This is a genomic window from Allochromatium tepidum (assembly GCF_018409545.1).
GTDB classification, from domain to species: domain Bacteria; phylum Pseudomonadota; class Gammaproteobacteria; order Chromatiales; family Chromatiaceae; genus Thermochromatium; species Thermochromatium tepidum_A.
Window position 1 is genome coordinate 747,331 of the sequence record NZ_AP024563.1, and the last position, 22,993, is coordinate 770,323.

Below are 22,993 nucleotides of genomic sequence, written 5' to 3' on the forward strand. Positions count from 1 at the left end.
CGGTGCAGCCCTGACGGATGTCGCGATCGATCTTGAGTTCGTCGATGCGAGGCGTCCTCGGTGCCGGAGCACCGACGCCACTTCAACACCGTCTGACGGCTCCGCCCATAGCGCTCGGCCGGCTCGCGGGTTGAGCGCGTCGAGGACTGGCGTTCACGACGGATGGCCGGTGTCGTGCGGGCGTTTTTGTGCAGACGGATGACCATGGCAACGAAACCTTCGCGTGTTCATTCTGGACGCGCTGGGCCGTGCTCAAACTCCGCGACAAGTCGCTGGAGCACCTCGCGGGCGAGGAACAACGGATAACTCCTGCGCGGAACATGATCACACGGGACGCAACAAATAACACAAAAAGGGGCGCTCGCGCGCCCCAGGGTCCGTTTCGACGTCCGCGCGGGACGGTCGCTCAGTTCACTTTGGGATCGAGTTCACCCGTGGCATAGCGCGCGGTCATGGCTTCGAGCGAGATCACCTTGATCTTGCTGGCGTTGCCGGCGGTGCCGAAGGCTTCGTAGCGCGCCTTGCAGATGTCCTTCATCGCCTTGGTGGCGGCGGTGAAGTATTTGCGCGGGTCGAATTCCTTGCGATTCTCGGCCAGATATTTGCGGATGGCGCCGGTGGAGGCCATGCGGAGATCCGTGTCGATGTTGACCTTGCGCACACCGTGCTTGATGCCCTCGACGATCTCCTCGACCGGCACGCCATAGGTCTCGCCCATGTCGCCGCCGTACTCGTTGATGATCTTGAGCCATTCCTGCGGCACCGAAGAAGAACCGTGCATGACCAGATGCACGGTCGGGATGCGGGTGTGGATCTCCTTGATGCGCTCGATGGCCAGGATGTCGCCGGTCGGCGGACGGGTGAACTTGTAGGCGCCGTGCGAGGTGCCGATGGCAATCGCCAGCGCGTCCACGCCGGTCTTCTTGACGAAGTCGGCGGCTTCATTGGGGTCGGTCAGGAGCTGGCTGTGGTCGAGATGGCCCTCGGCGCCGACACCGTCTTCCTCGCCGGCCTGTCCGGTTTCGAGCGAGCCCAGACAGCCCAGCTCGCCCTCGACCGAGACGCCGCAGGCGTGCGCCATCTCGACGGTGCGGCGCGTGACCTCGACGTTGTATTCATAGGTCGCCGGGGTCTTGCCGTCTTCCCTGAGCGAGCCGTCCATCATCACCGAGCTGAAACCGAGCTGGATCGAGCGCTGGCAGACGGCGGGCGAGGTGCCGTGGTCCTGGTGCATGCAGACCGGGATGTGCGGCCACTCTTCGATGGCGGCCAGGATCAGGTGACGCAGGAAGGGCGCACCGGCGTACTTGCGCGCACCGGCGGACGCCTGGACGATGACCGGCGAATCGGTCTCGTCGGCCGCTTCCATGATGGCGCGCATCTGCTCCAGGTTGTTGACGTTGAAGGCCGGCACGCCGTAGCCGTGTTCGGCGGCGTGGTCCAGCATCTGACGCATTGAGATCAGGGCCATGAGTCGTCCTCGTTTTCTGTGGTTGGAGAAATTTGGTGAAGCGTTCGGGAGGCGCGTAATCCTCCCCGATCGCTCAGTCCTCGTTCAGGAGCCGATGCTCGCCGACGCGCATGATCTTCATGATGTTGGTCTGGCCCTCGACACCCGAGCGGTCGCCCTTGGTGATGATGACCAGATCGCCGTCCTGAACCGTTCCCTGGCGCAGCATCTCTTCGATCACCTCGCGGTTGACCTCGTGCATGTCGGTGCTGGCGACATCGAAGCTGATCGGATAGACGCCCCGGAACAGGCACAGCTTGCGCTGGGTCGCGACCGAGCGCGTCAGGCCATAGATGGGGATGCCCGAGCTGATACGCGACATCCACTTGACCGTCGAGCCGGTCTCGGTGAGCGCCGCGATGGCTTTCACGCCCAGGTGATTGGCGGTGTACATGGCCGCCATGGCGATCGCCTCGTCGACACGGCCGAAGACCGAATCGAGCCGATGGCCGGAACGGGTGACGTTCTTCTCGGCTTCCAGACAGATGCGATCCAGCGCCTCGACCACCTTGGCCGGGTTCTTGCCGATGGAGCTCTCGGCCGAGAGCATCACCGCATCGGTGCCGTCGAGCACGGCATTGGCGACGTCGAAGACCTCGGCGCGGGTCGGGATCGGGTTCTCGATCATCGACTGCATCATCTGGGTGGCGGTGATGACGACGCTGTTCAACTCGCGCGCGCGGCTGATGAGTCGCTTCTGCACCGCCGGCAGTTCGGCGTCGCCGATCTCCACGCCCAGGTCGCCGCGCGCGATCATGATGGCGTCGGCGGCATGGATGATGTCGTCGATGCATTTGAGCGACTCGGCGCGCTCGATCTTGGCGACGATGCCGCCGCGTCCGCCCGCTTCGTAGAACAGTTCGCGTGCCAGACGCACGTCGTCGCCGTTGCGCACGAAGGAGACGGCCAGATAGTCGGCGTCGATCTCGGCGGCGAAGCGGATGTCGTCCTTGTCCTTGTCGGTCAGCGCCGGGGCCGAGAGTCCGCCGCCCTTCTTGTTGATGCCCTTGTTGTTGGACAGTGTGCCGCCGGTGACGACTCGGCACTCGATGCGTCCGTCGACGACGGCATCGACCCAGAGTTCGATCGCGCCGTCGTCGAGCAGCAGGGTGTCGCCGTGGCGCACGTCGTCGGCCAGCTCGACATAGGTGGTACCGACGCGCGTCCGGTCGCCGGCGTCGATCGGACAGGCCGTGTCGATGGCGAAATGGTCGCCCTTGGCCAGTTCGATCTTGCCGTCGGTGAATTTACCGATGCGGATCTTGGGGCCTTGCAGGTCCATCAGGACCGCGATCTCCTGACCGGCGGCCAGCGCGCGCTCGCGAATGCGCGTGGCGCGCTCGCGATGACGGTCATGGGTGTCGTGTGAAAGATTGAGTCGGACGACATCGACGCCGGCGGTGAGGATCTCGTCCGTGACCGAGACCGGATCGGTCGCCGGTCCCAGAGTTGCAACGATCTTGGTGCGTCTTGGCATTTTTTGTGAGCCTCCAGCGTTCAGCTTCCAGCCGCCGGCACTCAGCTGGCCGGCGGCTGATGGCTGGTCGCTGAATCAGTCCTTCGCCCGGGATTCGAGCATGGCGACGGCGGGCAGGGTCTTGCCTTCGAGGTATTCGAGGAAGGCGCCGCCGGCGGTCGAGATGTAGGAGACCTGATCGTAGATGTCGTATTTTTGGATCGCGGCGATGGTGTCGCCGCCGCCGGCCAGACTGAAGCCGGCGGCCTGGGCGATGGCCATGGACACGGTCTTGGTGCCTTCGCCGAACTGGTCGAACTCGAACACGCCGACCGGGCCGTTCCAGACGATGGTGCCGGCCTTGCTGATGATGTCGGCCAGCGCCTTGGCGGAGTCGGGACCGATGTCGAAGATCATGTCGTCGTCGGCGACCTCGGACGCGGCCTTGGTGACGGCCGGCTCGTTCTCGTCGAACTTCTTGCCGCAGACGACATCGGTGGCGATCGGGATGCCGGCGCCGCGCGCAGACATCTTTTCCATCAGCGCCTTGGCGGTGGGGATCAGGTCTTCCTCACACAGCGACTTGCCGACGGGGAAGCCGGCGGCGGCCAGGAAGGTGTTGGCGATGCCGCCGCCGACCACGAGCTGATCGACCTTCTCGGAGAGCGATTCGAGCACCTTGAGCTTGGTCGAGACCTTGGAGCCGCCGACGATGGCGACCATGGGACGCGCCGGGTTGGCCAGCGCCTTCTGCAGCGCGTCGAGTTCCTCGGCCAGCAGCAGACCGGCACAGGCGACCGGGGCGAACTTGCCCGCGCCGTGGGTCGAGGCCTGGGCGCGGTGCGCGGTGCCGAAGGCGTCCATCACGAAGACGTCGCAGAGCGCGGCGTACTGCTTGGACAGGTCTTCGTTGTCCTTGCCCTCGCCCTTGTTGAAGCGCACGTTCTCCAGCAGCACCAGCTCGCCGTCGGCGACGGTCGGCGGGGTGTCCAGATAATCGCGGATCAGCCGGATCTCGCGGCCGAGCTTGGCGGCGAGCGCCTCGGCGACCGGCTGGAGCGAATCGGCCTCGGAGAACACGCCTTCCTCGGGACGGCCCAGATGCGACATGACCATGACCTTGGCGCCGGCCTTGAGACAGTGCTCGAAGGTCGGCATCGAGGCGGTGATGCGCGCATCGGACGTGACCTTGCCGTTCTTGACCGGGACGTTCAGATCCGAGCGGATCAGCACCCGCTTGCCGGCCAGATCCAGGTCGGTGAGCTTGATGAAGGACATGAGTCGTGTCTCCTCGTGAGTTTCGAATTTTGATGTCAAAGCGATCCGCAAAGCCTTGGGGCTTGGCGCATGGCTCTGGAGGGCTTCCAGCTTTCAGCTTCCAGCCGGAGAGCAGATGGCTGGAAGCCGGCCGCTGGAAGCCGGCCGCTTACTTCGCGACGTGCTCGACCAGACGCAGCATGTTGCAGGTGTAGCCGTACTCGTTGTCGTACCAGGCCACGACCTTGACGAAGGTCGGATCGAGCGCGATACCGGCCTCGGCGTCGAAGATCGATGGGTTGGCGCAGCCACGGAAGTCGGTCGAGACGACCTTCTCATCCGTGTAGCCCAGCACGCCGGCCAGATCGCCCGACTCGGAGGCGGCCTTCATGGCGGCGCAGATCTCGTCGTACTTGGCTTCCTTCGACAGCTCGACGGTCAGGTCGACGACCGAGACGTCGGAGGTCGGCACGCGGAAGGCCATGCCGGTGAGCTTGCCGTTGAGTTCCGGCAGCACCTTGCCGACCGCCTTGGCCGCGCCGGTGGAGGAGGGGATGATGTTCTCCAGGATGCCGCGACCGCCGCGCCAGTCCTTCATCGAGGGGCCGTCGACCGTCTTCTGGGTCGCGGTGGCGGCGTGGACCGTGGTCATCAGACCGCGCTTGATGCCCCAGTTGTCGTGCAGCACCTTGGCGACCGGCGCCAGACAGTTGGTGGTGCAGGAGGCCGCCGAGACGATGGCCTGACCGGCGTATTCCTTGTGGTTGACGCCGTAGACGAACATCGGGGTGGCGTCCTTGGAGGGCGCACTCTGAACGACCTTCTTGGCGCCGGCCTGGATATGCTTCCGGCAGGACGGCTCGTCGAGGAAGAAGCCGGTCGACTCGATGACCAGATCCACACCGACCTCGCCCCACTTCAGATTGGCCGGATCGCGCTCGGCGGTCAGGCGGATGCGCTTGCCGTTGACGATCATGGTGTGGCCGTCGACCGCGATGTCGCCCTTGAAGTTACCGTGGACCGAGTCGTACTTGAGCATGTAGGCCAGGTAGTCGGGGTCGAGCAGGTCGTTGATGGCCACGACCTCGATACCGGGGAAGTCCTTGGCGATGGCGCGGAACGCCATGCGACCGATACGACCAAACCCATTGATGCCAACCTTGATTGTCATGCGGTAGAACTCCAGTAATGAAAAAGGACGGGTATTCTAAACCCTGTCGGATGGCGGCAGGATGAACGCGGGCCGTCGACCCGATATGCGGTCATCCTGCCGATTCCTGAATGATTGAAGGCCGGGGTACGGCTCAGAGCACGCCGCGAACCGTGGCGACCAGGTTCTCGACCGTGAAGCCGAACTCCTTGAACAGTGCACCGGCTGGGGCGGATTCGCCGAAGCGGTCGACGCCGAGCACCGCGCCCGAGCTGCCGACGTACTTCCACCAGCCGTCGGTCACAGCCGCTTCGACCGCCACGCGCGCGGTGACGGCCTTGGGCAGCACGGATTCCTTGTAGGCGGCGTCCTGCTTGTCGAAGGTGTCGGTCGAAGGCATGGAGACCACGCGGATCGCCTTGTCGCTCATGGCCTCGGCGGCCTTCATGGCCAGCTCGACCTCAGATCCGGTGGCGATGATGATGGCATCCGGGGTGCCGGCGCAATCGCGCAGGATGTAACCGCCGCGTGCGATGTCGGCGATCTGCTGCTCGGAACGCGGCATGTGGGCCAGATTCTGACGCGAGAAGATCAGACAGCTCGGGGTGCCTTTGCGCTCGACGGCCAGCTTCCAGGACACGGCCGATTCCACCGCGTCACAGGGACGCCAGACGCTCATGTTCGGGATCAGGCGCAGGGTCGGGATCTGCTCGACCGGCTGATGGGTCGGGCCGTCCTCGCCCAGACCGATGGAGTCGTGGGTGTAGACGAAGATCGAGTGCACCTTCATCAGCGCGGCCATGCGCAACGCATTGCGCGCGTACTCGGAGAACATGAGGAAGGTCGCGCCATAGGGGATGAACCCGCCATGCAGCGCGATGCCGTTCATGATCGCCGACATGCCGAACTCGCGCACGCCGTAGAAGATGTAATTGCCGCCGTCGGCTTTGCTCACGCCCTTGCAGCCCTTCCATAGGGTCAGGTTGGAGCCGGCCAGGTCGGCCGAACCGCCCATCAGCTCGGGCAGCAGTGGGCCGAAGCCGTTGAGCGCGTTCTGCGAGGCCTTGCGCGAGGCGATGGTCTCGCCCTTCTCGACCACGGACTTGATGAAGGCGTCGGCCTTCTCCGACCAGTCGGTGGGCAGTTCGCCGGCCATGCGGCGCTTGAACTCAGCCGCTTCAGTCGGATACGCCTTGGCGTAGGCGTCGAACCTGGCGTTCCAGTCGGCCTCGGCCGCTGCACCGCGCTCCTTGGCGTCCCAGCCCTGACGGATGCCGTCCGGAATGACGAAGGGCGCGTGATTCCAGCCCAGATTCTCGCGGGTCAGGGCGATCTCATCGTCACCCAGCGCCGCGCCGTGGCACTCCTCCTTGCCCTGCTTGTTCGGCGAGCCGAAGCCGATGATGGTCTGGCAGCAGATCAGGCTCGGCTTGTCGGAGACGGCGCGCGCCTGTTCGATGGCGGCCTGGATCGCCTCGGCGTCGTGGCCGTCGACCTTGGGGATCACATGCCAGCCATAGGCCTCGAAGCGCTTGGGCGTGTCGTCGAGGAACCAGCCGGGCGTGTCGCCGTGGCCGCGCACCTCGCCGTCGATCGAGATGTTGTTGTCGTCATAGATCGCGATCAGCTTGCCCAGGCCCAGAGCGCCGGCCAGCGAGCAGGCTTCGTGCGAGATGCCTTCCATCAGGCAGCCGTCGCCGAGGAAGACATAGGTGTAGTGGTCGACGATGTTGTGACCCGGCTTGTTGAACTGCGCGGCCAGTGCCTTCTCGGCGATGGCCATGCCGACGGCGTTGGTAATGCCCTGACCGAGCGGGCCTGTGGTGGTCTCGACACCGGGCGTATAGCCGTACTCGGGATGGCCGGGGGTCTTGGAATGGAGCTGACGGAACTGCTTGAGATCCTCGATGCTCAGGTCATAGCCGGTCAGGTGGAGCAGGGCATAGATCAGCATCGAGCCATGGCCGTTGGACAGCACGAAGCGGTCGCGGTCGGCCCACTTCGGGTTGTTCGGGTTGTGGCGCATGAAGTCGTTCCACAACACCTCGGCGATGTCGGCCATGCCCATGGGCGCGCCCGGATGGCCCGAGTTGGCCTTCTGGACCGCATCCATGGCGAGCGCGCGGACGGCATTGGCAAGTTCTCTGCGTGAGGACATGAGCCCCTCCTGAAAATTGAGTTGGCGATGGTCGGAAAGCGTGCGCCTGTACCCCGCCGGCGGCGTCGCGTCGGTGACGACGGCCGGACGATCCGCTCGGCGGCGCGGTATCGGTGATGGGTTCGTGGGCGGGTGGCCACGAGGAACCGGGGGGCGTTCAGCGATTTGTAATTTTCTAATATTAAAAATTGACGAACGAAATGGCCAGCGTTTTTATCAGGTACGTGCGAACGGGCGTGCCGGCCATTCCGATCGGCGGACGAATACGCCTCAAATGATCGCTGGGCAAGACGCTACCCGTAGGATGGGCAGAGCGAACGCGATGCCCATCCTCCCCGGCTCAGTTCGCCTTCCACTTGATCGAGCAGCCGATGCTCGGGATCTGTTCGGTCGGGCCTTTGCCGGTCTCGGCGACCTGTTTCATGGCCTCGAACAGATCGCGGCGCACATCCGGTGGTGCGGCCTCCTTGCGGCTGGCGTCGAGCCGACCGCGATACTGGAGGCCCAGCTCGCTGTCGTAGCCGAAGAAGTCCGGGGTGCAGACGGCGCCATAGGCGCGCGCGACCGCCTGGCTTTCGTCGTAGAGATAGGGGAAGGGGAAATCGAACTCTGCGGCCACCTGCTTCATGTGGTCGAAGGAGTCTTCGGGGTAGTCGTTGACATCGTTGGAGCTGATGGCCACGCAGCCGATGCCGAGCGCGGCCAGCTCGCGCGCATCACGCACCAACCGGTCGCGGATCGCCTTCACATAGGGGCAGTGGTTGCAGATGAACATCACCAGAAGACCGCGCGAGCCCTTGCACTGGTCGCGGGTCCAGATCCGGCCATCGACGCCGGGGAGCGCGAAGTCGGGAGCCGGAGCGCCAAAGTCGCAGAGCGGGGTTTCAGTCGAGACCATGAAGTCCTCCGAGCTTATGAGTTCGGTTTGTAATGATGAGGCGATGGTACCGGAACTCGGCCCAATTCAAAATCTTGCACTGCACAATGGGGTTGCGGACGCCTGTTTCCAGGCGCAGCCTCTTGTTTCAAGCGCCAAATCGACGCGCTATCATGCTCGGCTTCATCAACGCGCCATCCGGCGCCCTGAACCGCAGGTCTCGTGATCGATATGAGCAAGGACTACATCTTTACCTCCGAATCCGTTTCCGAAGGCCATCCGGACAAGATGGCTGACCAGATTTCCGACGCCGTCCTCGACGAGATCTATCGCCGCGACCCCAACCACGCCAAGGCGCGCGTGGCCTGCGAGACCCTGGTCAAGACCGGTTTCGTGATGCTGGCCGGTGAGATCACGGTCACGGACGCGGATCTCAAGATCGACTACGAGCGGGTCGTGCGCCGCGTGGTCAAGGAGATCGGCTACGACAACTCCGAGTGCGGCTTCGACGGCAACAACTGCGGCGTGCTGATCGCGCTCGGCGAGCAGTCCAAGGACATCAACCAGGGCGTCGACCGCGAGAGCGAGGAGGCCCAGGGCGCGGGCGACCAGGGTCTGATGTTCGGCTATGCCACCAACGAGACCGACATGCTGATGCCGGCGCCGATCGACTACGCCCATCGGCTGGTCAAGCGTCAGGCCGAGGTGCGCAAGAACGGCACATTGCCGTGGCTGCGTCCGGACGCCAAGTCGCAGATCACCGTGCGTTACAGCCAGGGCAAGCCGGTCGGGGTCGATGCCGTGGTGCTCTCGACTCAGCACAGCGAGGACGTCAGCGACAGCGTGCTGCACGAGGCGGTGATGGAGGAGATCATCAAGCCGGTGCTGAGTGGGACCGGCTGGCTGCATGCCGACACCAAGTATCACATCAACCCGACCGGCAAGTTCGTCATCGGCGGGCCTGTGGGCGACTGCGGTCTGACCGGGCGCAAGATCATCGTCGACACCTACGGCGGCATGGCGCGTCACGGCGGCGGGGCCTTCTCGGGCAAGGATCCGTCCAAGGTCGACCGTTCGGCGGCCTATGCCGGACGCTATGTGGCCAAGAACATCGTCGCCGCCGGTCTGGCCGACAAGTGCGAGATCCAGGTGTCCTATGCCATCGGTGTGGCCGAGCCGACCTCGGTCTCGATCGAGACCTTCGGCACCAACAAGATCAGCGAGGATCGCATCATCGAGCTGATCCGGGCGCACTTCGATCTGCGTCCCTACGGCATCATCCGTATGCTCGACCTGACCAACCGCGAGCTGATCAAGTATCAGGACACGGCGGCCTATGGTCACTTCGGGCGCAACGAGCCTGGATTCACCTGGGAGCGCACCGACAAGGCCGACGAGCTGCGCGCGGCGGCCGGCATTTGAGCTTGACCTGAGTTGATGGATGGCGAGACGGGCGAGGGAGTGCCTGTCTCGCCGGTGGTTTGAAAATAGACGGCACTAATGGGGGTTTTTGGGAATTTACTAGGTCTCGGCTATGTTACATGCCGCGAAGGAAGGGTTCAGTATACATTGCCGGAAACTGCGACTTGGAAAGCAGAAGTGACTCTGTCATCGCAGCAAGATGCGGCGAAAAACGAACTTTCTCACAGGAAACCTCAGCATGATCCAAACCATTGAGCCGGCCATCGACGAAAGTGGACAAGTGCATTTCTATCAGCCGCTAACCATCAAAGGCGTTCATAGAGCCTTGGTGACGATCCTGGACGAACTTCCCGCACAGTACATGGGGCCGGTACTGCCCGTCGTTGAACCAAACGATGCAGAACCGAAAGAACTCTTCGGTCTCTGGCGGGACTATTCGGAAACAGAATCGGTCGACGGCTATTTGAGAAATTTGCGTAAAGGGCGATTTTAATGCTGATTGATACAGATGTGCTGATCTGGTACATGCGTGGTCATGCCGGCGCTTACGATAAGATTGAAAATTTGCCCGATATCACGCTATTTGATTGCAGCAACGGCTTTGGAATTAAGTGGGCCGCTTTTGACGGCTAATTCCAAGCACTATCGCATGATCAAGGGTTTGGATTTGCATCAGTTCAGGCCATGAGCGTTTCTAAATTACAGTAGCGGATCAGGATGCTGTGAAAAAGCACCCATAGTAACCGTTCAGACCCCCTCCCCCCGGCCCCCTCCCGCCAGGGGAGGGGGAGAGGCTCAAACCTGGTTTGAACCGACTCCCTCCCCCCTTGTGGGGGAGGGTTGGGGAGGGGGGTGTGAACGCTTACCACCCATACCCCTTCGACGGCAGCCTGGACGATGCCGACCGCACCGGCGTTCCCTATCCGCTCAGCCGCGTCATGCTGGCCCAGCGCCTGCTGTTCGATCGGATTCCGGGCGCGCCGCCGCTGTTCGTGCCGCTGGACTTCACGCGCCCGGAACAGGGCATCGCACCGGCCGACTATGGCGCCGAGCGCCTATGGGACGTGCTGGAGCAGACCCTGCCGGAGGTCTCGGAGCGTTTGCGCGGATGCACGACACGCTCGACCGCCATTCGCGCCAAGGTGATCCTGCCCTGGGCCATGGCGGCGGCGACGGTGAACGCCGTACCCGTCCCAGTGGCCGGCGGACTGGGGTCGGCCAGCCTGCAAGCGGCGATGGTCGTGCAGATTGCACAGCGGCTGGGTTTTCCGACCAGCTGGGATCTGTGGCGCGAGTTCGTCGGCGCACTCGGCGCCGGCTTCGCATTGGGCTTCGGCGGCAGTTGGGCGGCGCAGCAGATCCTCAAGGTCGGACTCGGCTGGGGCACGGCGATCGTCGCCTCCTGGACCTTCGCCATCACCTGGGCGATCGGCGAGGCGGCGCTCTACTACTTCAGCGAGAAGGCCGCCGGACGAGACCTGGATCGCGAACGACTGCGCGCGCGTTACCATCAAGCTCTGCGTGAGGCGCGCGATCGCTACAAGACCCTCAAGCGCGACCGTGAATAGGAGCGGCCGACATGACGCAGACGTCTGCATGGCGTGAATTGAGGCGGCATCATCGGCGCGAACTCTGGTGGCTGGGACTGCTCGGCGCCCTGATCCTGATTCCATGGCTGGCCGGACTGGCGGCCGGCGTCTGGTTCATCGCGCATCAGGGTTGGACCTGGTATTGGTGGGTCGGCTCGGTGCTGCTGATCACGCTTGGCTTCTGGCTGGCGCTGTCGAAGCTGCATCGGCCACAGCCGCCGCGCGTCACGCTGCCTTTCGCCTCTCCAGGGGCCTCGGAGGCCGAGCGCGTCGCCCGGCAGGCCGTGCGCCGGCGTGCTGAAGCCGTCGAGGCTGGGGATCTGGACAGCTTCGAGGCCATCGCTCCCCTGATACAGGGGGCCTTTCATGACGTGGCTCAAGCCTATTCACCGGACGATCAGGCGGCGTTGTGGCGCTTCACGCTGCCGGAACTGCTGTTGATGGTGGAGGATTTTGCACAGCGTCTGCGCACGAGGGTGCTGCTGGAGCAGCCGATGGTTCGGCACATCGAGCTGTCCTGGGTCGTCACGCTCCTGGATCTGGCCGGCCCGGTCGGCCGCTGGTGGAGCGTCCTGCGTCTGTTGCGCTGGGTCGATCCGAGCCAGGCGCTGTTGGCGGAGTTGCGCGGCGGTTTGACGGGCAAGGTGTTCAGCGTTGTCGGCGAGACGGCGAAGGCACAGGTCGGCGTGATCCTGATCGAGCAGGCCGGCGAGACGGCGATCAAGCTGTACTCCGGCACGTATCGGCGTCGGGTCGATGAGTTACGGCCGACCGCGCCGCAACCTCTCCCGGAAACGCCGGACGCCCCGCTGACGATCCTGCCGGCTGGACGCCGGAATGCCGGCAAGTCCGCCCTGCTCAATGCCCTGCTGGGCAAGGCCGGAGAGCCGGTTGGTTTGCTGACGCCCGCAACGGCGGACTGTCGCGCCTATGAATTTCAGTCGGCACAGGCCGGTAAGCTGATCCTGGTCGACTGTCCCGGCAGTGACGGCCAGCCGAAAGAACCCTGGCCGGCCCAGGCCGCGCAGAGCGATCTGGTGCTGTGGGTCGCGGCGGCGAATCGCGCCGATCGTGCCGCCGATCAACGCGCGCTGGCCGCACTCGATGCCCTGACCGAACGCAGCCGGACGGCACGCCGCATCCCGCGCGCGCTGGTGCTGACCCATGCCGATAAACTCGACCCGCCGTAGGAGTGGACGCCTCCGTATGACCCGGATCAGGGGCTGGGTCTGAAGGAACGCGAGATGCGCGAGGCGCGTCAGGCGGCCTGTGAGCAACTCGACGTGCCCCTGCATCAGTGTGCGCTGGTGGCCATCCGTCCCGGTGAGCCGCTCTGGAATCGTGAGGCCCTGGAGCAGGCCATCATTCAGGTTTTGCCCGAGGCACAGCAGAAACGGCTCGAACGTGGGTTGGGCAAGGACGGTTGGTTCAGGACGTCGAAAGACATCGTGCTCACAGCGCCGAATCTCATCGACACTTTCAAATCATTCGCCGGCCGGATGCTGAGCCGGACATGGCGATCGCCATGACCGCGTATCGTCTACGGTTCGCGAACGAAGAAGACGATGTACTTCGATCCGAAGGTAGGATCTATAATGCCGATTTGACCCGCATGACCGCCCGATGCAGAAGCGCTTCGCCGGATAGGGCGATGACGGGCGAGGAATTCCGCGTCATGGCCCCACTTTAACCCAGACACGCCTTCCACCGAGGAGCGTTGCAACCCGAATCCACGACGTTGGATTCCGGCCAGGCTCGGTGGCGGGATTTCACTGTTCCAACGGCGCTCACTCACGTTCTATCGAGGTCTGATTCACATGAGTGAGTTCACCGACTACAAGGTTGCCGACATCGATCTGGCCGGTTTCGGCCGCAGGGAGATCGCCATCGCCGAGACCGAAATGCCCGGTCTGATGGCCATCCGCCGCAAGTACGCCGCTTCCAAGCCGCTGGCCGGCGCGCGCATCACCGGCAGCCTGCACATGACCATCCAGACCGCCGTGCTGATCGAGACCCTGGTCGATCTCGGCGCCCAGGTGCGCTGGTGCTCCTGCAACATCTTCTCCACCCAGGACCACGCCGCCGCCGCCATTGCGGCGCGCGGCATCCCGGTCTATGCCTGGAAGGGCGAGACCCTGGAGGAATACTGGTGGTGCACCGAGCAGGTCATCAACTGGCCCGACGGCAAGGGTCCGAACATGATCCTCGACGACGGCGGCGACGCGACCCTGTTGGTCCACAAGGGTGTAGAGTTCGAGAAGGCCGGCGCCGTGCCTGCGCCCAAGGCCGACGACAACGAGGAATGGACCGCGATCCTCGGCGTGCTGGGCCGCACCTTCGAGCGCGACCGCGAGCACTGGCACAAGCTCGCCGCCGACATCAAGGGCGTGACCGAGGAGACCACCACCGGTGTGCACCGTCTCTATGAGATGGCCAAGAGCGGCACTTTGCTGTTCCCCGGCATCAACGTCAACGATTCCGTCACCAAGTCCAAGTTCGACAACCTCTACGGCTGCCGCGAGTCGCTGGTCGACGGCATCAAGCGTGCCACCGACGTCATGATCGCCGGCAAGATCGCCATGGTCTGCGGCTATGGCGACGTGGGCAAGGGCTGCTGCCAGTCGCTGCGTGGATTGGGCGCCACCGTGTGGGTGTCCGAGATCGACCCGATCTGCGCGCTGCAAGCCGCGATGGAAGGCTATCGTGTCGTGACCATGGAAGACGCGGCCCCGGTCGCCGACATCTTCGTCACCGCCACCGGCAACCTCAACGTCATCACCCATGACCACATGGCGGCGATGAAGGATCAGGCCATCGTCTGCAACATCGGTCACTTCGACAACGAGATCGATGTCGCCGGCATCGCCAAGTATGAGTGGGAGGAGATCAAGCCGCAGGTCGATCACGTCATCTTCCCCGACGGCAAGCGCATCATCCTGCTGGCTAAGGGCCGTCTGGTGAATCTGGGCTGCGCGACCGGGCATCCGAGCTTCGTCATGTCCAACAGCTTCACCAACCAGGTGCTGGCGCAGATCGAGCTGTTCACCAAGACCGAGCAGTATCCGGTCGGCGTCTATGTGCTGCCCAAGCATCTCGACGAGGACGTGGCGCGGCTGCATCTCGAAAAGATCGGCGCCAGGCTGACGGTGCTGTCCAAGACCCAGGCCGACTACATCGGCGTGGCGGTCGAGGGTCCGTACAAGCCGGATCATTATCGCTACTGATGACGGATCGTCCGTCGTCCTGAATCGCCGGTCGCGTGCCTCGGTGCGCGACCGGCGCTGTCATTTTGGAGCCTGCCGCATGACAACATCCGAGACCCCGAAGCGGGTCTACAGTGTCGAGCTGTTCCCCCCCAAGACCGCCGAGGGGATGGACAAGCTCAAGCAAGAAATCCCGAAGATCGATGCCCTGGGTCCGGCGTATTTCTCCGTGACCTATGGGGCGGGCGGCTCGACCCGCGAAGGGACGTTCGAGACCGTCGCCTGGCTGCGTGCGCAGGGCATCGACACCGCGCCGCATCTGGCCTGTATCGGCTCGACGCGCGATCAGGTGCGCGAGATCCTGGCGCACTACCACGAGCAGGGCATCAATCGCCTGGTGGCGCTGCGCGGCGACCTGCCCTCCGGCATGGGCGCGGGCAACAGCGGCGACTTCCGTTATGCCAACGAGCTGGTGAGCTTCGTGCGCGCCGAGTTCGGCGACGCCTTCGTGATCGAGGTCGCGGCCTATCCCGAGTATCACCCGCAATCGGGAAGCCCGGCGCGCGATCTGGAGAACTTCAAGCGCAAGGTGGAGGCGGGCGCCGAGGCTGCCATCACGCAGTATTTCTACAACGCCGATGCCTATTTCGGCTTCGTGGAGAGCTGTGAGCGCGCCGGGATCGCCATCCCCATCGTTCCCGGCATCATGCCGATCACCAACTACACCCAGCTCGCGCGCTTCTCGGACGCCTGCGGGGCCGAGATCCCGCGCTGGATCCGGCGGCGGCTCGAAGGCTATGGCGACGATGTCGAGAGTATCCGCGCCTTCGGGCACGAGGTGGTGCTCGGCCTCTGTCGTCGGCTGATCGAGGGCGGCGCACCCGGACTGCACTTCTACACCATGAATCAATCCGGGCCGGTGACGCGCCTGTGGTCTGAATTGGGCCTGTCGGATTGAGAATTTTCAAATCATTCATGGTTCCGGGTTGCTAATCTCAGCCACCGAAATCATCCACTCCTCCTTGCTCAAGGCCGCCTACTGATTTGGGGCGGCTTTTTCTTTTCTGCATCTCTGCATGACGGGTCGCTCCGGTCGAGACGTGCCGCGCGGCGGATGGAATAATGCGCCATTGCATCCATCAACCACCCCCGGCCACCCGGCCTGAGACCCACGCCATGTCCGACCTCGATCGACTCTACCGACTCGGCCCGATCCACCTTGCACCCAGCGTCACGCGCATGCAGGCCGCGACCCTGCTGTTCGGCGCCTTCTTCTCCATCGGTCTGATGACCTTCATCGCCGTCGGGCAGACCTATATCCTCAACGCCCATCTCGGCATCCCGACCGACGTGCAGGGCACCATCAGCGGCGATCTGGTGTTCTGGACCGAGATCATCACCCTGGCGCTGTTCATCCCCGCCGGCATCCTGGTCGACCGTGTCGGCCGGCGTCTGATCTTCGCCATCGGTTTTATGCTGCTGGCCGTGACCTATGTCCTCTATCCGATGGCCGGCTCGGTCGACGAACTCTATCTCTACCGCATCGTCTATGCGCTGGGCGTGGTCACGGTCGCCACGGCGCTCTCGACCGTGATGGCCGACTATCCGGCCGAACGCTCCCGCGGCAAGCTGGTGGCCACCGTGGGGGTGCTCAGCGGGCTGGGGATCGTCGTCATCAACCAGTTCTTCGGCGGGCTGCCGAAAAGTCTGACGGCGCATGGGATGGAGGCTGTCCAGGCGGGTTATGTCACCCATTACATCGTGGCCGGCATCGCGGTGGTGGTGGCGGTTATGGTCTGGCTGGGACTCCAGAAGGGCACGCCGATGCATCATGAGGAACGCCCGTCGGTGCGCGATCTGTTCGTCAGCGGTTTCGCACAGGCGCGCAATCCGCGCATCCTGCTCGCGTATCTGGCCGCCTTCATCGCGCGCGGCGATCAGTCGGTCAATGCCGTCTTCCTGATCCTGTGGGGCACGACGGCTGGGCTGGCGGCGGGGATGGATTCGGCCGAGGCGGTCAAGAACGGCACCATCATCTTCGTGCTGGCTCAGGTTTCGGCTCTGGTGTGGGCGCCGATCATGGGGCCGTTCATGGACCGGATGGACCGGGTGACGGGACTGGCGCTGTCGATGGCGCTGGCGGCCGTCGGCAATCTGGCGGTGATCTGGATGGTCGACCCGACGCCCGGCTCGGCCTGGTTCTTCTGCGTGCTGCTCGGCATCGGTCAGATCAGCGTCTACCTGGCCTCGCAGTCGCTCGTGGGGCAGGAGGCGCCGCTGAACAAGCGCGGCTCGGTGATGGGCGCGTTCAATGTCGCCGGTGCGATCGGCATCCTGATCATCACGGCGATCGGCGGGCGGCTGTTCGATGGGGTCGCACCCTATGCGCCCTTCGTGCTGGTGGGTGCGGTCAATGTGGGGCTGCTGGTGCTCTGTGTGGTCGTGCGGCTGAGCGGACCGGCCAAGCCGGCTGTGGCGCTGGAGAAGGTCTGAACTTCGGCGTTCGAATAGGCGCGTAGCATGCCCTCATCGGCGTGCTATCATGCTATCTATTACGAAATGCCGCTCATGGGTAAAGCTGTCATGGCACAAGTCATCGTCAGAGAGCTGGAAGATGTCGTCAAACAGGGACTCAAGCGCCGCGCCGCGCGTCACGGAAATAGCATGGAAGAAGAAATCCGCGAGATTCTCCGGAATGCGGTTCGTCAAGAGCAAGCCCCGCCCAGTCGGCTGGGTTCACGCATTGCCGCTCGTTTCAGAGGCCAGGGACTCGACACGGATCTGCCCGAACTCCAGGGTTCCGAGGCGCGGGCAGCGACGTTCGACCAATGATCGTCCTCGATACCAACGTGCTGTCCGCCTTGATGCAATCGCAGCCGGAGGCCGGCGTCGTGGACTGGCTCGATCAGCAACCCGCCGAGTCCGTCTGGACGACTGCGATCAACGTGTTCGAGATCCGCTACGGCCTGCATCAACTGGCGCACGGCAAGCTTCGGCGCGCCCTGGAGGAAGCCTTCACGGCCTTGCTCGACGAAGACCTGGAAGGTCGCGTATTGGCATTTGACACAGCGGCGGCCGATCAGGCCGCGAGGTTGGCCGGTGAACGGCGTCGAGCAGGGCGTCCCGTGGATATGCGGGACACTCAGATCGCCGGAATCTGCGAAGCCCGCAACGCCACCCTCGCGACCCGCAACACGCGCCATTTCGAGGATCTCCGCACTCCGGTCGTCAATCCCTGGAACGAACAAGGCGCGGTCTGAGCCGCGCCTTGCTTCAAACGGGCCGGATCGCGATCAGAGCAGCGGCACCAGGAGCAGCGCCACGATGTTGATGATCTTGATCAGCGGGTTGATGGCCGGACCGGCGGTGTCCTTGTAGGGATCGCCGACGGTGTCGCCCGTAACGGCCGCCTTGTGGGTCTCGGACCCCTTGCCGCCGAAGTTGCCTTCCTCGACATACTTCTTGGCGTTGTCCCAGGCGCCGCCGCCGGTACACATCGAGATCGCGACGAACAGACCCGTGACGATGGTGCCGATCAGCATACCGCCGAGCGCGCGGATACCGGCGCCGTCGCCCATGAGGATGTTCATGCCGATGGCCACCGCGACCGGAACCAGGATCGGCAGCAGCGAGGGGATGACCATCTCCTTGATCGCCGCACGGGTCAGCAGATCGACGGCGCGCGAATAATCCGGCTTGGCCGTGCCCTCCATGATGCCCTTGATCTCGCGGAACTGACGGCGCACCTCGATCACCACGGAGCTCGCCGCGCGACCGACGGCCTCCATCGCCATGGCGCCGAACAGATAGGGCACCAGACCGCCGATGAACAGACCGATGATGACCGCCGGATCGGACAGGCTGAAGACCTGCATCTTGTCGGCGACTTCCAGGTTGTGGGTGTAGTCGGCGAACAGCACCAGCGCCGCCAGACCCGCCGAACCGATGGCGTAACCCTTGGTCACGGCCTTGGTGGTGTTGCCGACGGCGTCGAGCGCGTCCGTGGTCTTGCGCACGTCCTCGGGCAGACCGGACATCTCGGCGATACCGCCGGCGTTGTCGGTGATCGGGCCATAGGCGTCGAGGGCGACGATCATGCCGGCCATCGACAGCATGGCGGTGGCGGCGATGGCGATACCGTAGAGATCGGCGGCCAGATAGGCGGCCCAGATCCCGACGCAGACGGCGAGCACCGGCAGGGCGGTGGACTTCATGGAAACCGCGAGACCCGCGATGACGTTGGTGGCATGTCCGGTCTGCGAGGCCTCGGCGACATACTGGACCGGATGGTACTCGGTCGCCGTGTAGTACTCGGTGATGAACATCAGCGCCGCCGTCAGGCCCAGACCGATGAGCGCGCAGAACAGCATCGAGAAGAAGTGCTCGCCCATGATCAGGCCGGTGACGATGGCGAAGAAGACGAACGCCAGACCGCCTGCGACCGCCGTACCGCGATAGAGGGCGTTCATGATCTTGCCGCCCTCGTTGGCCTTGACGAAGAAGGCGCCGACGATCGAGGCGATGATGGAGACCGCGCCCAGGGCGAGCGGATAGAGGACATAGTCCATGTTCACGTCGCCGTCGGCGCCCTTGAACATGAGTCCGCCCAGAACCATGGTGGCGATGATGGTGACGGCGTAGGTCTCGAACAGGTCGGCGGCCATGCCGGCGCAGTCGCCGACGTTGTCGCCCACGTTGTCGGCGATGACCGCCGGGTTGCGCGGGTCGTCCTCGGGGATGCCGGCCTCGACCTTGCCGACCAAGTCGGCGCCGACGTCGGCGCCCTTGGTGAAGATACCGCCGCCCAGTCGGGCGAAGATGGAGATCAGCGAGCCGCCGAAGGCCAGACCGACCAGGGCATGGAGCGCCGCTTCGTTGGCGCCCAGATACATGAAGTAGCCGGCCACGCCGATCAGACCCAGACCGACCACCAGCATGCCGGTCACGGCGCCGCCGCGGAAGGCGATGGCCAGGGCCGATTCCAGGCTGACGGTAGCGGCTTGCGCGGTACGCACGTTGGCGCGCACCGACACGTTCATGCCGATATAACCAGCGAGACCCGAGAGAATCGCGCCGACGGCGAAGCCGCCCGCCGTGGCCAGATCGAGAAACAGCCAGAGCACGAGAAAGAGTCCCGCGCCCACCAGGCCGATGGTGGTGTACTGCCGATTGAGGTAAGCCCGAGCGCCGGTTTGGACGGCGGCGGCGATCTCCCGCATCCGTTCGGAACCGGCCGACTGGGCGGTGATCCAGGCCACGACCGCGAGGCCGAAGGCGATGGCCAGGCCCCCAGAGCCGATGGCGAGCCAAAGAACGAAATCTGTCGACATACGTATCCCCCCGTTTACGGGTTATAGCGTTGGAGTTGGCCGATCAATGGTGGCGGCAATCGCAACGTCTGGAATACGGCTTCGGACGAACCGATGTGCCGCCAAAAAACGGCACCGAACTTTAACACAAAGAAATTGTCGGTTTCCGAGCGCGTGGCGCTTTTGGTCGTCTTTATTTTCTCAATGCTCGGCATTTGTTTTCCGGACTGAATCCGCGTCCGGCGCGGCGGCGTCCAGATAGCCTTGGAAGGCGGTCGAGGCGATGCCTTTGAAGTCCTCGCCGTCGCGCACGATGAAATAGGCCGCGATCCCCTGAGTCTCGGCGAGCGCCGGACCATGTTCCTCACCCAACACCATGAGCGCGGTGGCCAACCCATCGACGACCATCCCGACATCGCCGATCACGGTGACCGAGCCGAGCTTGCGGTCGACCGGGGCGCCGGTCCGAGGGTCGATCTCGTGCGAATAGCGCTTGCCGTCCTTCTCGAAGAAGTTGCGATAGTCGCCCGAGGTCGAGAGTGCATGTCCCGAGACCGGGACGACGCGATGTACGGCACGTCGGTCGGGCAGCGGCTGTTCGATCGCGATGCCCCAGGGTCGGCCCTTGGCGTTGAGCCCCTTGGCGCGGATGGCCCCGGCGATGGCGACCATGTAGTCCGTGACGCCGCGCGACTCCAGCCAGTCGACGAGCCGATCCGCGCCATAGCCCTCGCCGAGTGACGAGAGATCGATGTAGAGATCGCCGCGTGCCTTGCGCACGGCGGGCGGGGAGTCGCGCAGTTCGAGCTTGAGGTAGCCGACGCGCTCGCGCGCGGCCTGGATCTCGGCCTCGGTGGGCAGGCGGTCGGGGCGACGCTCGGGACCGAAGCCCCAGAGGTTGACCAGCGGGCCGATGGTCACGTCATAGACCCCATCGGTCAGTTCGGCGATGCGCCGGCCCTCGGCGATGACGGCGAACAGATTCGCGGAGACCGGAATCCAGTCGGTGCTCGGATTGGCGTTCAGGCGCGACAGCTCCGAGTTCGGATCATAGGTCGAGATCTCGGCGATGACGGCGTCGAGCACCTGGATCAGTTCCTGTTCCAGGGTCTCGGCGCTCAATCCTTGGGGCGGGCGGGCGATCTTGACCGAGTAATAGGTGCCCATGGTCGGGCCGGACAGCTCGATCATGGGGGTGGTTCGTTCGGCACAGCCGCTCAGGGTGAGCAGCGAGACGAAGAGTAATGCCGCCTGGGCGGCGAACCCGAGACCCGTGTCGGTGCTCCGCCGGATCGGATGATGAAAGCGCATGGGGTGGTCCTCGACGACCGAAGTACGGTGGAGGGCATTTTAGGCGGAAATCACCCGGAGCACGCTCATCTCGGCAGCGGTGGTGCACATCAGCAGCACCGCGAAGGCCACGCCCTCGGGATAACCGGCCCAGGTGCGGATGACATAGATCAGCAGTCCGCAGCCGGCCCCAAAGATGAGCTGACCACGCGCCGAGACGGGCGATGTCACCGGATCAGTCGCGATGAAGAAGGCCCCGAGCAGGGTTGCGCCCGAGACCAAGTGATAGAGCGGATCGGCATAGTGCGCGGGGTCGAGCAGATGCATGAGCGTGGCCAGCACCGCGATGGTGCCGAGCAGCGACACCGGGATGTGCCAGGTGATGACGCGCTTGTAGAGCAGGAACAGCCCACCGAACAGGAGCAACAGCGCCGAGGTCTCACCGAGACTGCCGGCGACCGTGCCGAGCGCGCCCGAGAGTGGTGTATAGAGATCGGGCAGAATGGTCGCCAGCGTCTCACCCTGGCCCAGCTCGGTGCGCACCTGACCGAGTACCGTGGCCCCGCTGAAGGCGTCGAAGCCCTGACCGCCGAAGGTGATGGCCGGACTTTCGATCAATCCCGGTGCTTCGGCGGAGAACAGCGGCGTGGGCGCGACGAAACTCGTCATCTCCAGCGGAAAGGCGATCAGGAGCGCCACGCGCGCGACCATCGCCGGATTGAACAGATTCTGGCCGACACCGCCGAACACCTGCTTGGCGACCACTCCGAGCAGACCGCCGAGGGCGAGACCGAGTGTGGTGAGACTGACGATGGCAGTGAACATGCTGTTTCGACTCCTAGGCCAGTCCCGCGAAACCCATGAACGCCAGCGATAACAGCCCGGCGGCGATTAAAGCGATGGGCACGCCGGAGAAGGCCGCCGGCACCTGCGCCAGCGCCAGCCGCTCGCGCATCCCGGCGAAGATGACCATCACCAGGGTGAAGCCGAGCGCCGACCCCAGGCCATAGAGCGCGCTTTGCAGAAAGCTGTGGTCCTCCTGTACGTTCAGCAGTGCCACGCCCAGCACCGCGCAGTTGGTCGTGATCAGCGGCAGATAGAGCCCCAGCACCTGATAGAGCGTCGGCGAGATCTTGCGCATCGCCAGCTCGGTGAACTGCACCACGGCGGCGATCACCAGGATGAAGGTGAGGATGCGCAGAAAGCCGAGTCCGAGCGGCTGGAGCAGCGCATGCTCCAGCACCCAGCCGGCCACCGCCGCCAGGGTCAGGACGAAGGTGGTCGCCAGCCCCATCCCGAGCGCCGAGTCGAGCTTGCCCGACACCCCCATGAAGGGGCACAGCCCGAGAAACTTGACCGGCACCACGTTCAACGCCACCCCCGCGCGCGTCTACGAACAACTCTGGCGCACCATCCTCGCGCGCCAGAGCTGGAGCGGCACCCTGGTCAACCGCACCAAGTGGGGCGGGGACTATCTGGCGGAGCTGACCATCGCGCCCGTCATCGACCGCGACGGCGATCTCAAGTATTTCCTCGGTATGCACCGTGATGTGACAAAGGTGCACGAGTTGGAAGGTGCGGTGCACCAACAGAAGGCACGCCTGGAGACCGGTACTCGATGCCGCACCGGCAATCACCGCCGCCCTGCCGGCGGAGCCGCGCGAGGCCGGGGTGCGGGTGAACGTCAACAAACTCCGACATGGCGATGTGGCCATCACGGCTCGGGTCTATGCGCATCTGCGACCTGACGACCTGGCCTCGGCCGCCGCCGT

General features: G+C 64.3%; 20 protein-coding genes, 2 pseudogenes and 1 riboswitch. Of the genes and pseudogenes, 11 read left to right on the forward strand and 11 right to left on the reverse strand.

Translation table 11 applies throughout. The features are described 5' to 3' along the window. Window positions 1-41 precede the first annotated feature (41 nt). From Atep_RS17070 to Atep_RS03560, 7 genes and pseudogenes are all read right to left on the reverse strand, one after another. Window positions 42-206, reverse strand: a pseudogene (locus Atep_RS17070) (IS481 family transposase); the annotation flags it as partial. Window positions 207-406: 200 nt separating this feature from the next. Next, complete coding sequence (gene fba, locus Atep_RS03535; protein WP_213380303.1) at window positions 407-1,471, reverse strand: class II fructose-bisphosphate aldolase; 1,065 nt, start codon at window positions 1,469-1,471, stop codon at window positions 407-409. A 73-nt stretch (window positions 1,472-1,544) separates the two neighbouring features. Next, window positions 1,545-2,987: a pyruvate kinase gene (gene pyk, locus Atep_RS03540; protein ID WP_213380304.1), complete on the reverse strand. Its 1,443-nt coding sequence runs from the start codon at window positions 2,985-2,987 to the stop codon at window positions 1,545-1,547. Window positions 2,988-3,062: 75 nt separating this feature from the next. Continuing rightward, a complete protein-coding gene (locus Atep_RS03545; RefSeq protein ID WP_213380305.1) occupies window positions 3,063-4,244 on the reverse strand; it encodes a phosphoglycerate kinase in 1,182 nt (393 codons plus the stop codon). A 148-nt stretch (window positions 4,245-4,392) separates the two neighbouring features. Next, window positions 4,393-5,394 carry a type I glyceraldehyde-3-phosphate dehydrogenase gene (gap, locus tag Atep_RS03550; protein WP_213380306.1) on the reverse strand — a complete coding sequence of 334 codons (1,002 nt, stop codon included), beginning with the start codon at window positions 5,392-5,394 and terminating at the stop codon, window positions 4,393-4,395. Window positions 5,395-5,527: 133 nt separating this feature from the next. After that, a complete protein-coding gene (gene tkt / locus Atep_RS03555; protein ID WP_213380307.1) occupies window positions 5,528-7,531 on the reverse strand; it encodes a transketolase in 2,004 nt (667 codons plus the stop codon). Between the two features lie 340 nt (window positions 7,532-7,871). Then, window positions 7,872-8,429, reverse strand: coding sequence for a thioredoxin family protein (locus tag Atep_RS03560; RefSeq protein ID WP_213380308.1), 558 nt, complete (start codon window positions 8,427-8,429; stop codon window positions 7,872-7,874). 210 nt (window positions 8,430-8,639) lie between these two features. On the opposite strand from Atep_RS03560, the gene metK reads away from it, so the two are divergent. The 10 genes from metK to Atep_RS03610 all read left to right on the forward strand — a co-directional run bounded on the left by metK (window position 8,640) and on the right by Atep_RS03610 (window position 17,882). Continuing rightward, window positions 8,640-9,830 (forward strand): methionine adenosyltransferase, encoded by a 1,191-nt coding sequence (metK, locus tag Atep_RS03565; RefSeq protein ID WP_213380309.1) that lies wholly within the window; start codon window positions 8,640-8,642, stop codon window positions 9,828-9,830. Between the two features lie 238 nt (window positions 9,831-10,068). Then, entirely contained in the window at window positions 10,069-10,323 is a 255-nt protein-coding gene (locus tag Atep_RS03570; protein WP_213380310.1) for a hypothetical protein, read from the forward strand. 361 nt (window positions 10,324-10,684) lie between these two features. Continuing rightward, on the forward strand, window positions 10,685-11,398 hold the full coding sequence (locus Atep_RS03575; protein ID WP_213380311.1) for a YcjF family protein: 714 nt from the start codon (window positions 10,685-10,687) through the stop codon (window positions 11,396-11,398). An 11-nt stretch (window positions 11,399-11,409) separates the two neighbouring features. Next, window positions 11,410-12,609, forward strand: coding sequence for a GTPase (locus tag Atep_RS03580; protein ID WP_213380312.1), 1,200 nt, complete (start codon window positions 11,410-11,412; stop codon window positions 12,607-12,609). Between the two features lie 54 nt (window positions 12,610-12,663). Next, on the forward strand, window positions 12,664-12,948 hold the full coding sequence (locus tag Atep_RS03585; protein WP_213380313.1) for a hypothetical protein: 285 nt from the start codon (window positions 12,664-12,666) through the stop codon (window positions 12,946-12,948). 174 nt (window positions 12,949-13,122) lie between these two features. Beyond that, window positions 13,123-13,215: riboswitch (S-adenosyl-L-homocysteine riboswitch) on the forward strand. A gap of 21 nt (window positions 13,216-13,236) precedes the next feature. Then, window positions 13,237-14,643, forward strand: a complete 1,407-nt coding sequence (gene ahcY, locus Atep_RS03590) for an adenosylhomocysteinase (RefSeq protein ID WP_213380314.1) — start codon at window positions 13,237-13,239, stop codon at window positions 14,641-14,643. 79 nt (window positions 14,644-14,722) lie between these two features. Further along, window positions 14,723-15,580, forward strand: a complete 858-nt coding sequence (gene metF / locus Atep_RS03595) for a methylenetetrahydrofolate reductase [NAD(P)H] (protein WP_213380315.1) — start codon at window positions 14,723-14,725, stop codon at window positions 15,578-15,580. A gap of 218 nt (window positions 15,581-15,798) precedes the next feature. Next, window positions 15,799-17,115, forward strand: coding sequence for an MFS transporter (locus Atep_RS03600; RefSeq protein ID WP_213380316.1), 1,317 nt, complete (start codon window positions 15,799-15,801; stop codon window positions 17,113-17,115). A gap of 75 nt (window positions 17,116-17,190) precedes the next feature. After that, window positions 17,191-17,454: a FitA-like ribbon-helix-helix domain-containing protein gene (locus tag Atep_RS03605; protein WP_236786432.1), complete on the forward strand. Its 264-nt coding sequence runs from the start codon at window positions 17,191-17,193 to the stop codon at window positions 17,452-17,454. Further along, on the forward strand, window positions 17,451-17,882 hold the full coding sequence (locus tag Atep_RS03610; RefSeq protein WP_213380317.1) for a type II toxin-antitoxin system VapC family toxin: 432 nt from the start codon (window positions 17,451-17,453) through the stop codon (window positions 17,880-17,882). The genes Atep_RS03605 and Atep_RS03610 overlap by 4 nt, the downstream gene beginning before the upstream one ends. 33 nt (window positions 17,883-17,915) lie before the next feature. On the opposite strand, the gene Atep_RS03615 is transcribed toward Atep_RS03610, so the two are convergent. The 4 genes and pseudogenes from Atep_RS03615 to rsxA form a co-directional block, all read right to left on the reverse strand. Then, complete coding sequence (locus Atep_RS03615; RefSeq protein ID WP_213380318.1) at window positions 17,916-19,952, reverse strand: sodium-translocating pyrophosphatase; 2,037 nt, start codon at window positions 19,950-19,952, stop codon at window positions 17,916-17,918. Window positions 19,953-20,132: 180 nt separating this feature from the next. Then, window positions 20,133-21,242: an FAD:protein FMN transferase gene (locus Atep_RS03620; protein ID WP_236786435.1), complete on the reverse strand. Its 1,110-nt coding sequence runs from the start codon at window positions 21,240-21,242 to the stop codon at window positions 20,133-20,135. Between the two features lie 81 nt (window positions 21,243-21,323). Continuing rightward, window positions 21,324-22,004: pseudogene (locus Atep_RS03625) on the reverse strand (RnfABCDGE type electron transport complex subunit D); the annotation flags it as partial. A 55-nt stretch (window positions 22,005-22,059) separates the two neighbouring features. After that, window positions 22,060-22,551 (reverse strand): electron transport complex subunit RsxA, encoded by a 492-nt coding sequence (gene rsxA, locus Atep_RS03630; protein WP_213381410.1) that lies wholly within the window; start codon window positions 22,549-22,551, stop codon window positions 22,060-22,062. Window positions 22,552-22,573: 22 nt separating this feature from the next. Between rsxA and Atep_RS03635 the strand changes: the two genes are divergently transcribed. Then, window positions 22,574-22,969, forward strand: a complete 396-nt coding sequence (locus Atep_RS03635; RefSeq protein ID WP_236786439.1) for a PAS domain-containing protein — start codon at window positions 22,574-22,576, stop codon at window positions 22,967-22,969. Window positions 22,970-22,993: the final 24 nt, after the last annotated feature.

Bases quoted from the DNA above. Each gene is read 5' to 3' on its own strand.
- Atep_RS03610 (WP_213380317.1), top strand. From the start codon at position 17,451: ATGATCGTCCTCGATACCAACGTGCTGTCCGCCTTGATGCAATCGCAG.
- Atep_RS03570 (WP_213380310.1), top strand. From the start codon at position 10,069: ATGATCCAAACCATTGAGCCGGCCATCGACGAAAGTGGACAAGTGCAT.
- tkt (WP_213380307.1), bottom strand. From the start codon at position 7,531: ATGTCCTCACGCAGAGAACTTGCCAATGCCGTCCGCGCGCTCGCCATG.
- Atep_RS03580 (WP_213380312.1), top strand. From the start codon at position 11,410: ATGACGCAGACGTCTGCATGGCGTGAATTGAGGCGGCATCATCGGCGC.
- Atep_RS03560 (WP_213380308.1), bottom strand. From the start codon at position 8,429: ATGGTCTCGACTGAAACCCCGCTCTGCGACTTTGGCGCTCCGGCTCCC.
- Atep_RS03615 (WP_213380318.1), bottom strand. From the start codon at position 19,952: ATGTCGACAGATTTCGTTCTTTGGCTCGCCATCGGCTCTGGGGGCCTG.
- Atep_RS03605 (WP_236786432.1), top strand. From the start codon at position 17,191: ATGGGTAAAGCTGTCATGGCACAAGTCATCGTCAGAGAGCTGGAAGAT.
- pyk (WP_213380304.1), bottom strand. From the start codon at position 2,987: ATGCCAAGACGCACCAAGATCGTTGCAACTCTGGGACCGGCGACCGAT.
- Atep_RS03600 (WP_213380316.1), top strand. From the start codon at position 15,799: ATGTCCGACCTCGATCGACTCTACCGACTCGGCCCGATCCACCTTGCA.
- rsxA (WP_213381410.1), bottom strand. From the start codon at position 22,551: ATGGGGGTGTCGGGCAAGCTCGACTCGGCGCTCGGGATGGGGCTGGCG.
- ahcY (WP_213380314.1), top strand. From the start codon at position 13,237: ATGAGTGAGTTCACCGACTACAAGGTTGCCGACATCGATCTGGCCGGT.
- Atep_RS03620 (WP_236786435.1), bottom strand. From the start codon at position 21,242: ATGCGCTTTCATCATCCGATCCGGCGGAGCACCGACACGGGTCTCGGG.
- metK (WP_213380309.1), top strand. From the start codon at position 8,640: ATGAGCAAGGACTACATCTTTACCTCCGAATCCGTTTCCGAAGGCCAT.
- Atep_RS03585 (WP_213380313.1), top strand. From the start codon at position 12,664: ATGCGCGAGGCGCGTCAGGCGGCCTGTGAGCAACTCGACGTGCCCCTG.
- gap (WP_213380306.1), bottom strand. From the start codon at position 5,394: ATGACAATCAAGGTTGGCATCAATGGGTTTGGTCGTATCGGTCGCATG.
- metF (WP_213380315.1), top strand. From the start codon at position 14,723: ATGACAACATCCGAGACCCCGAAGCGGGTCTACAGTGTCGAGCTGTTC.
- fba (WP_213380303.1), bottom strand. From the start codon at position 1,471: ATGGCCCTGATCTCAATGCGTCAGATGCTGGACCACGCCGCCGAACAC.
- Atep_RS03545 (WP_213380305.1), bottom strand. From the start codon at position 4,244: ATGTCCTTCATCAAGCTCACCGACCTGGATCTGGCCGGCAAGCGGGTG.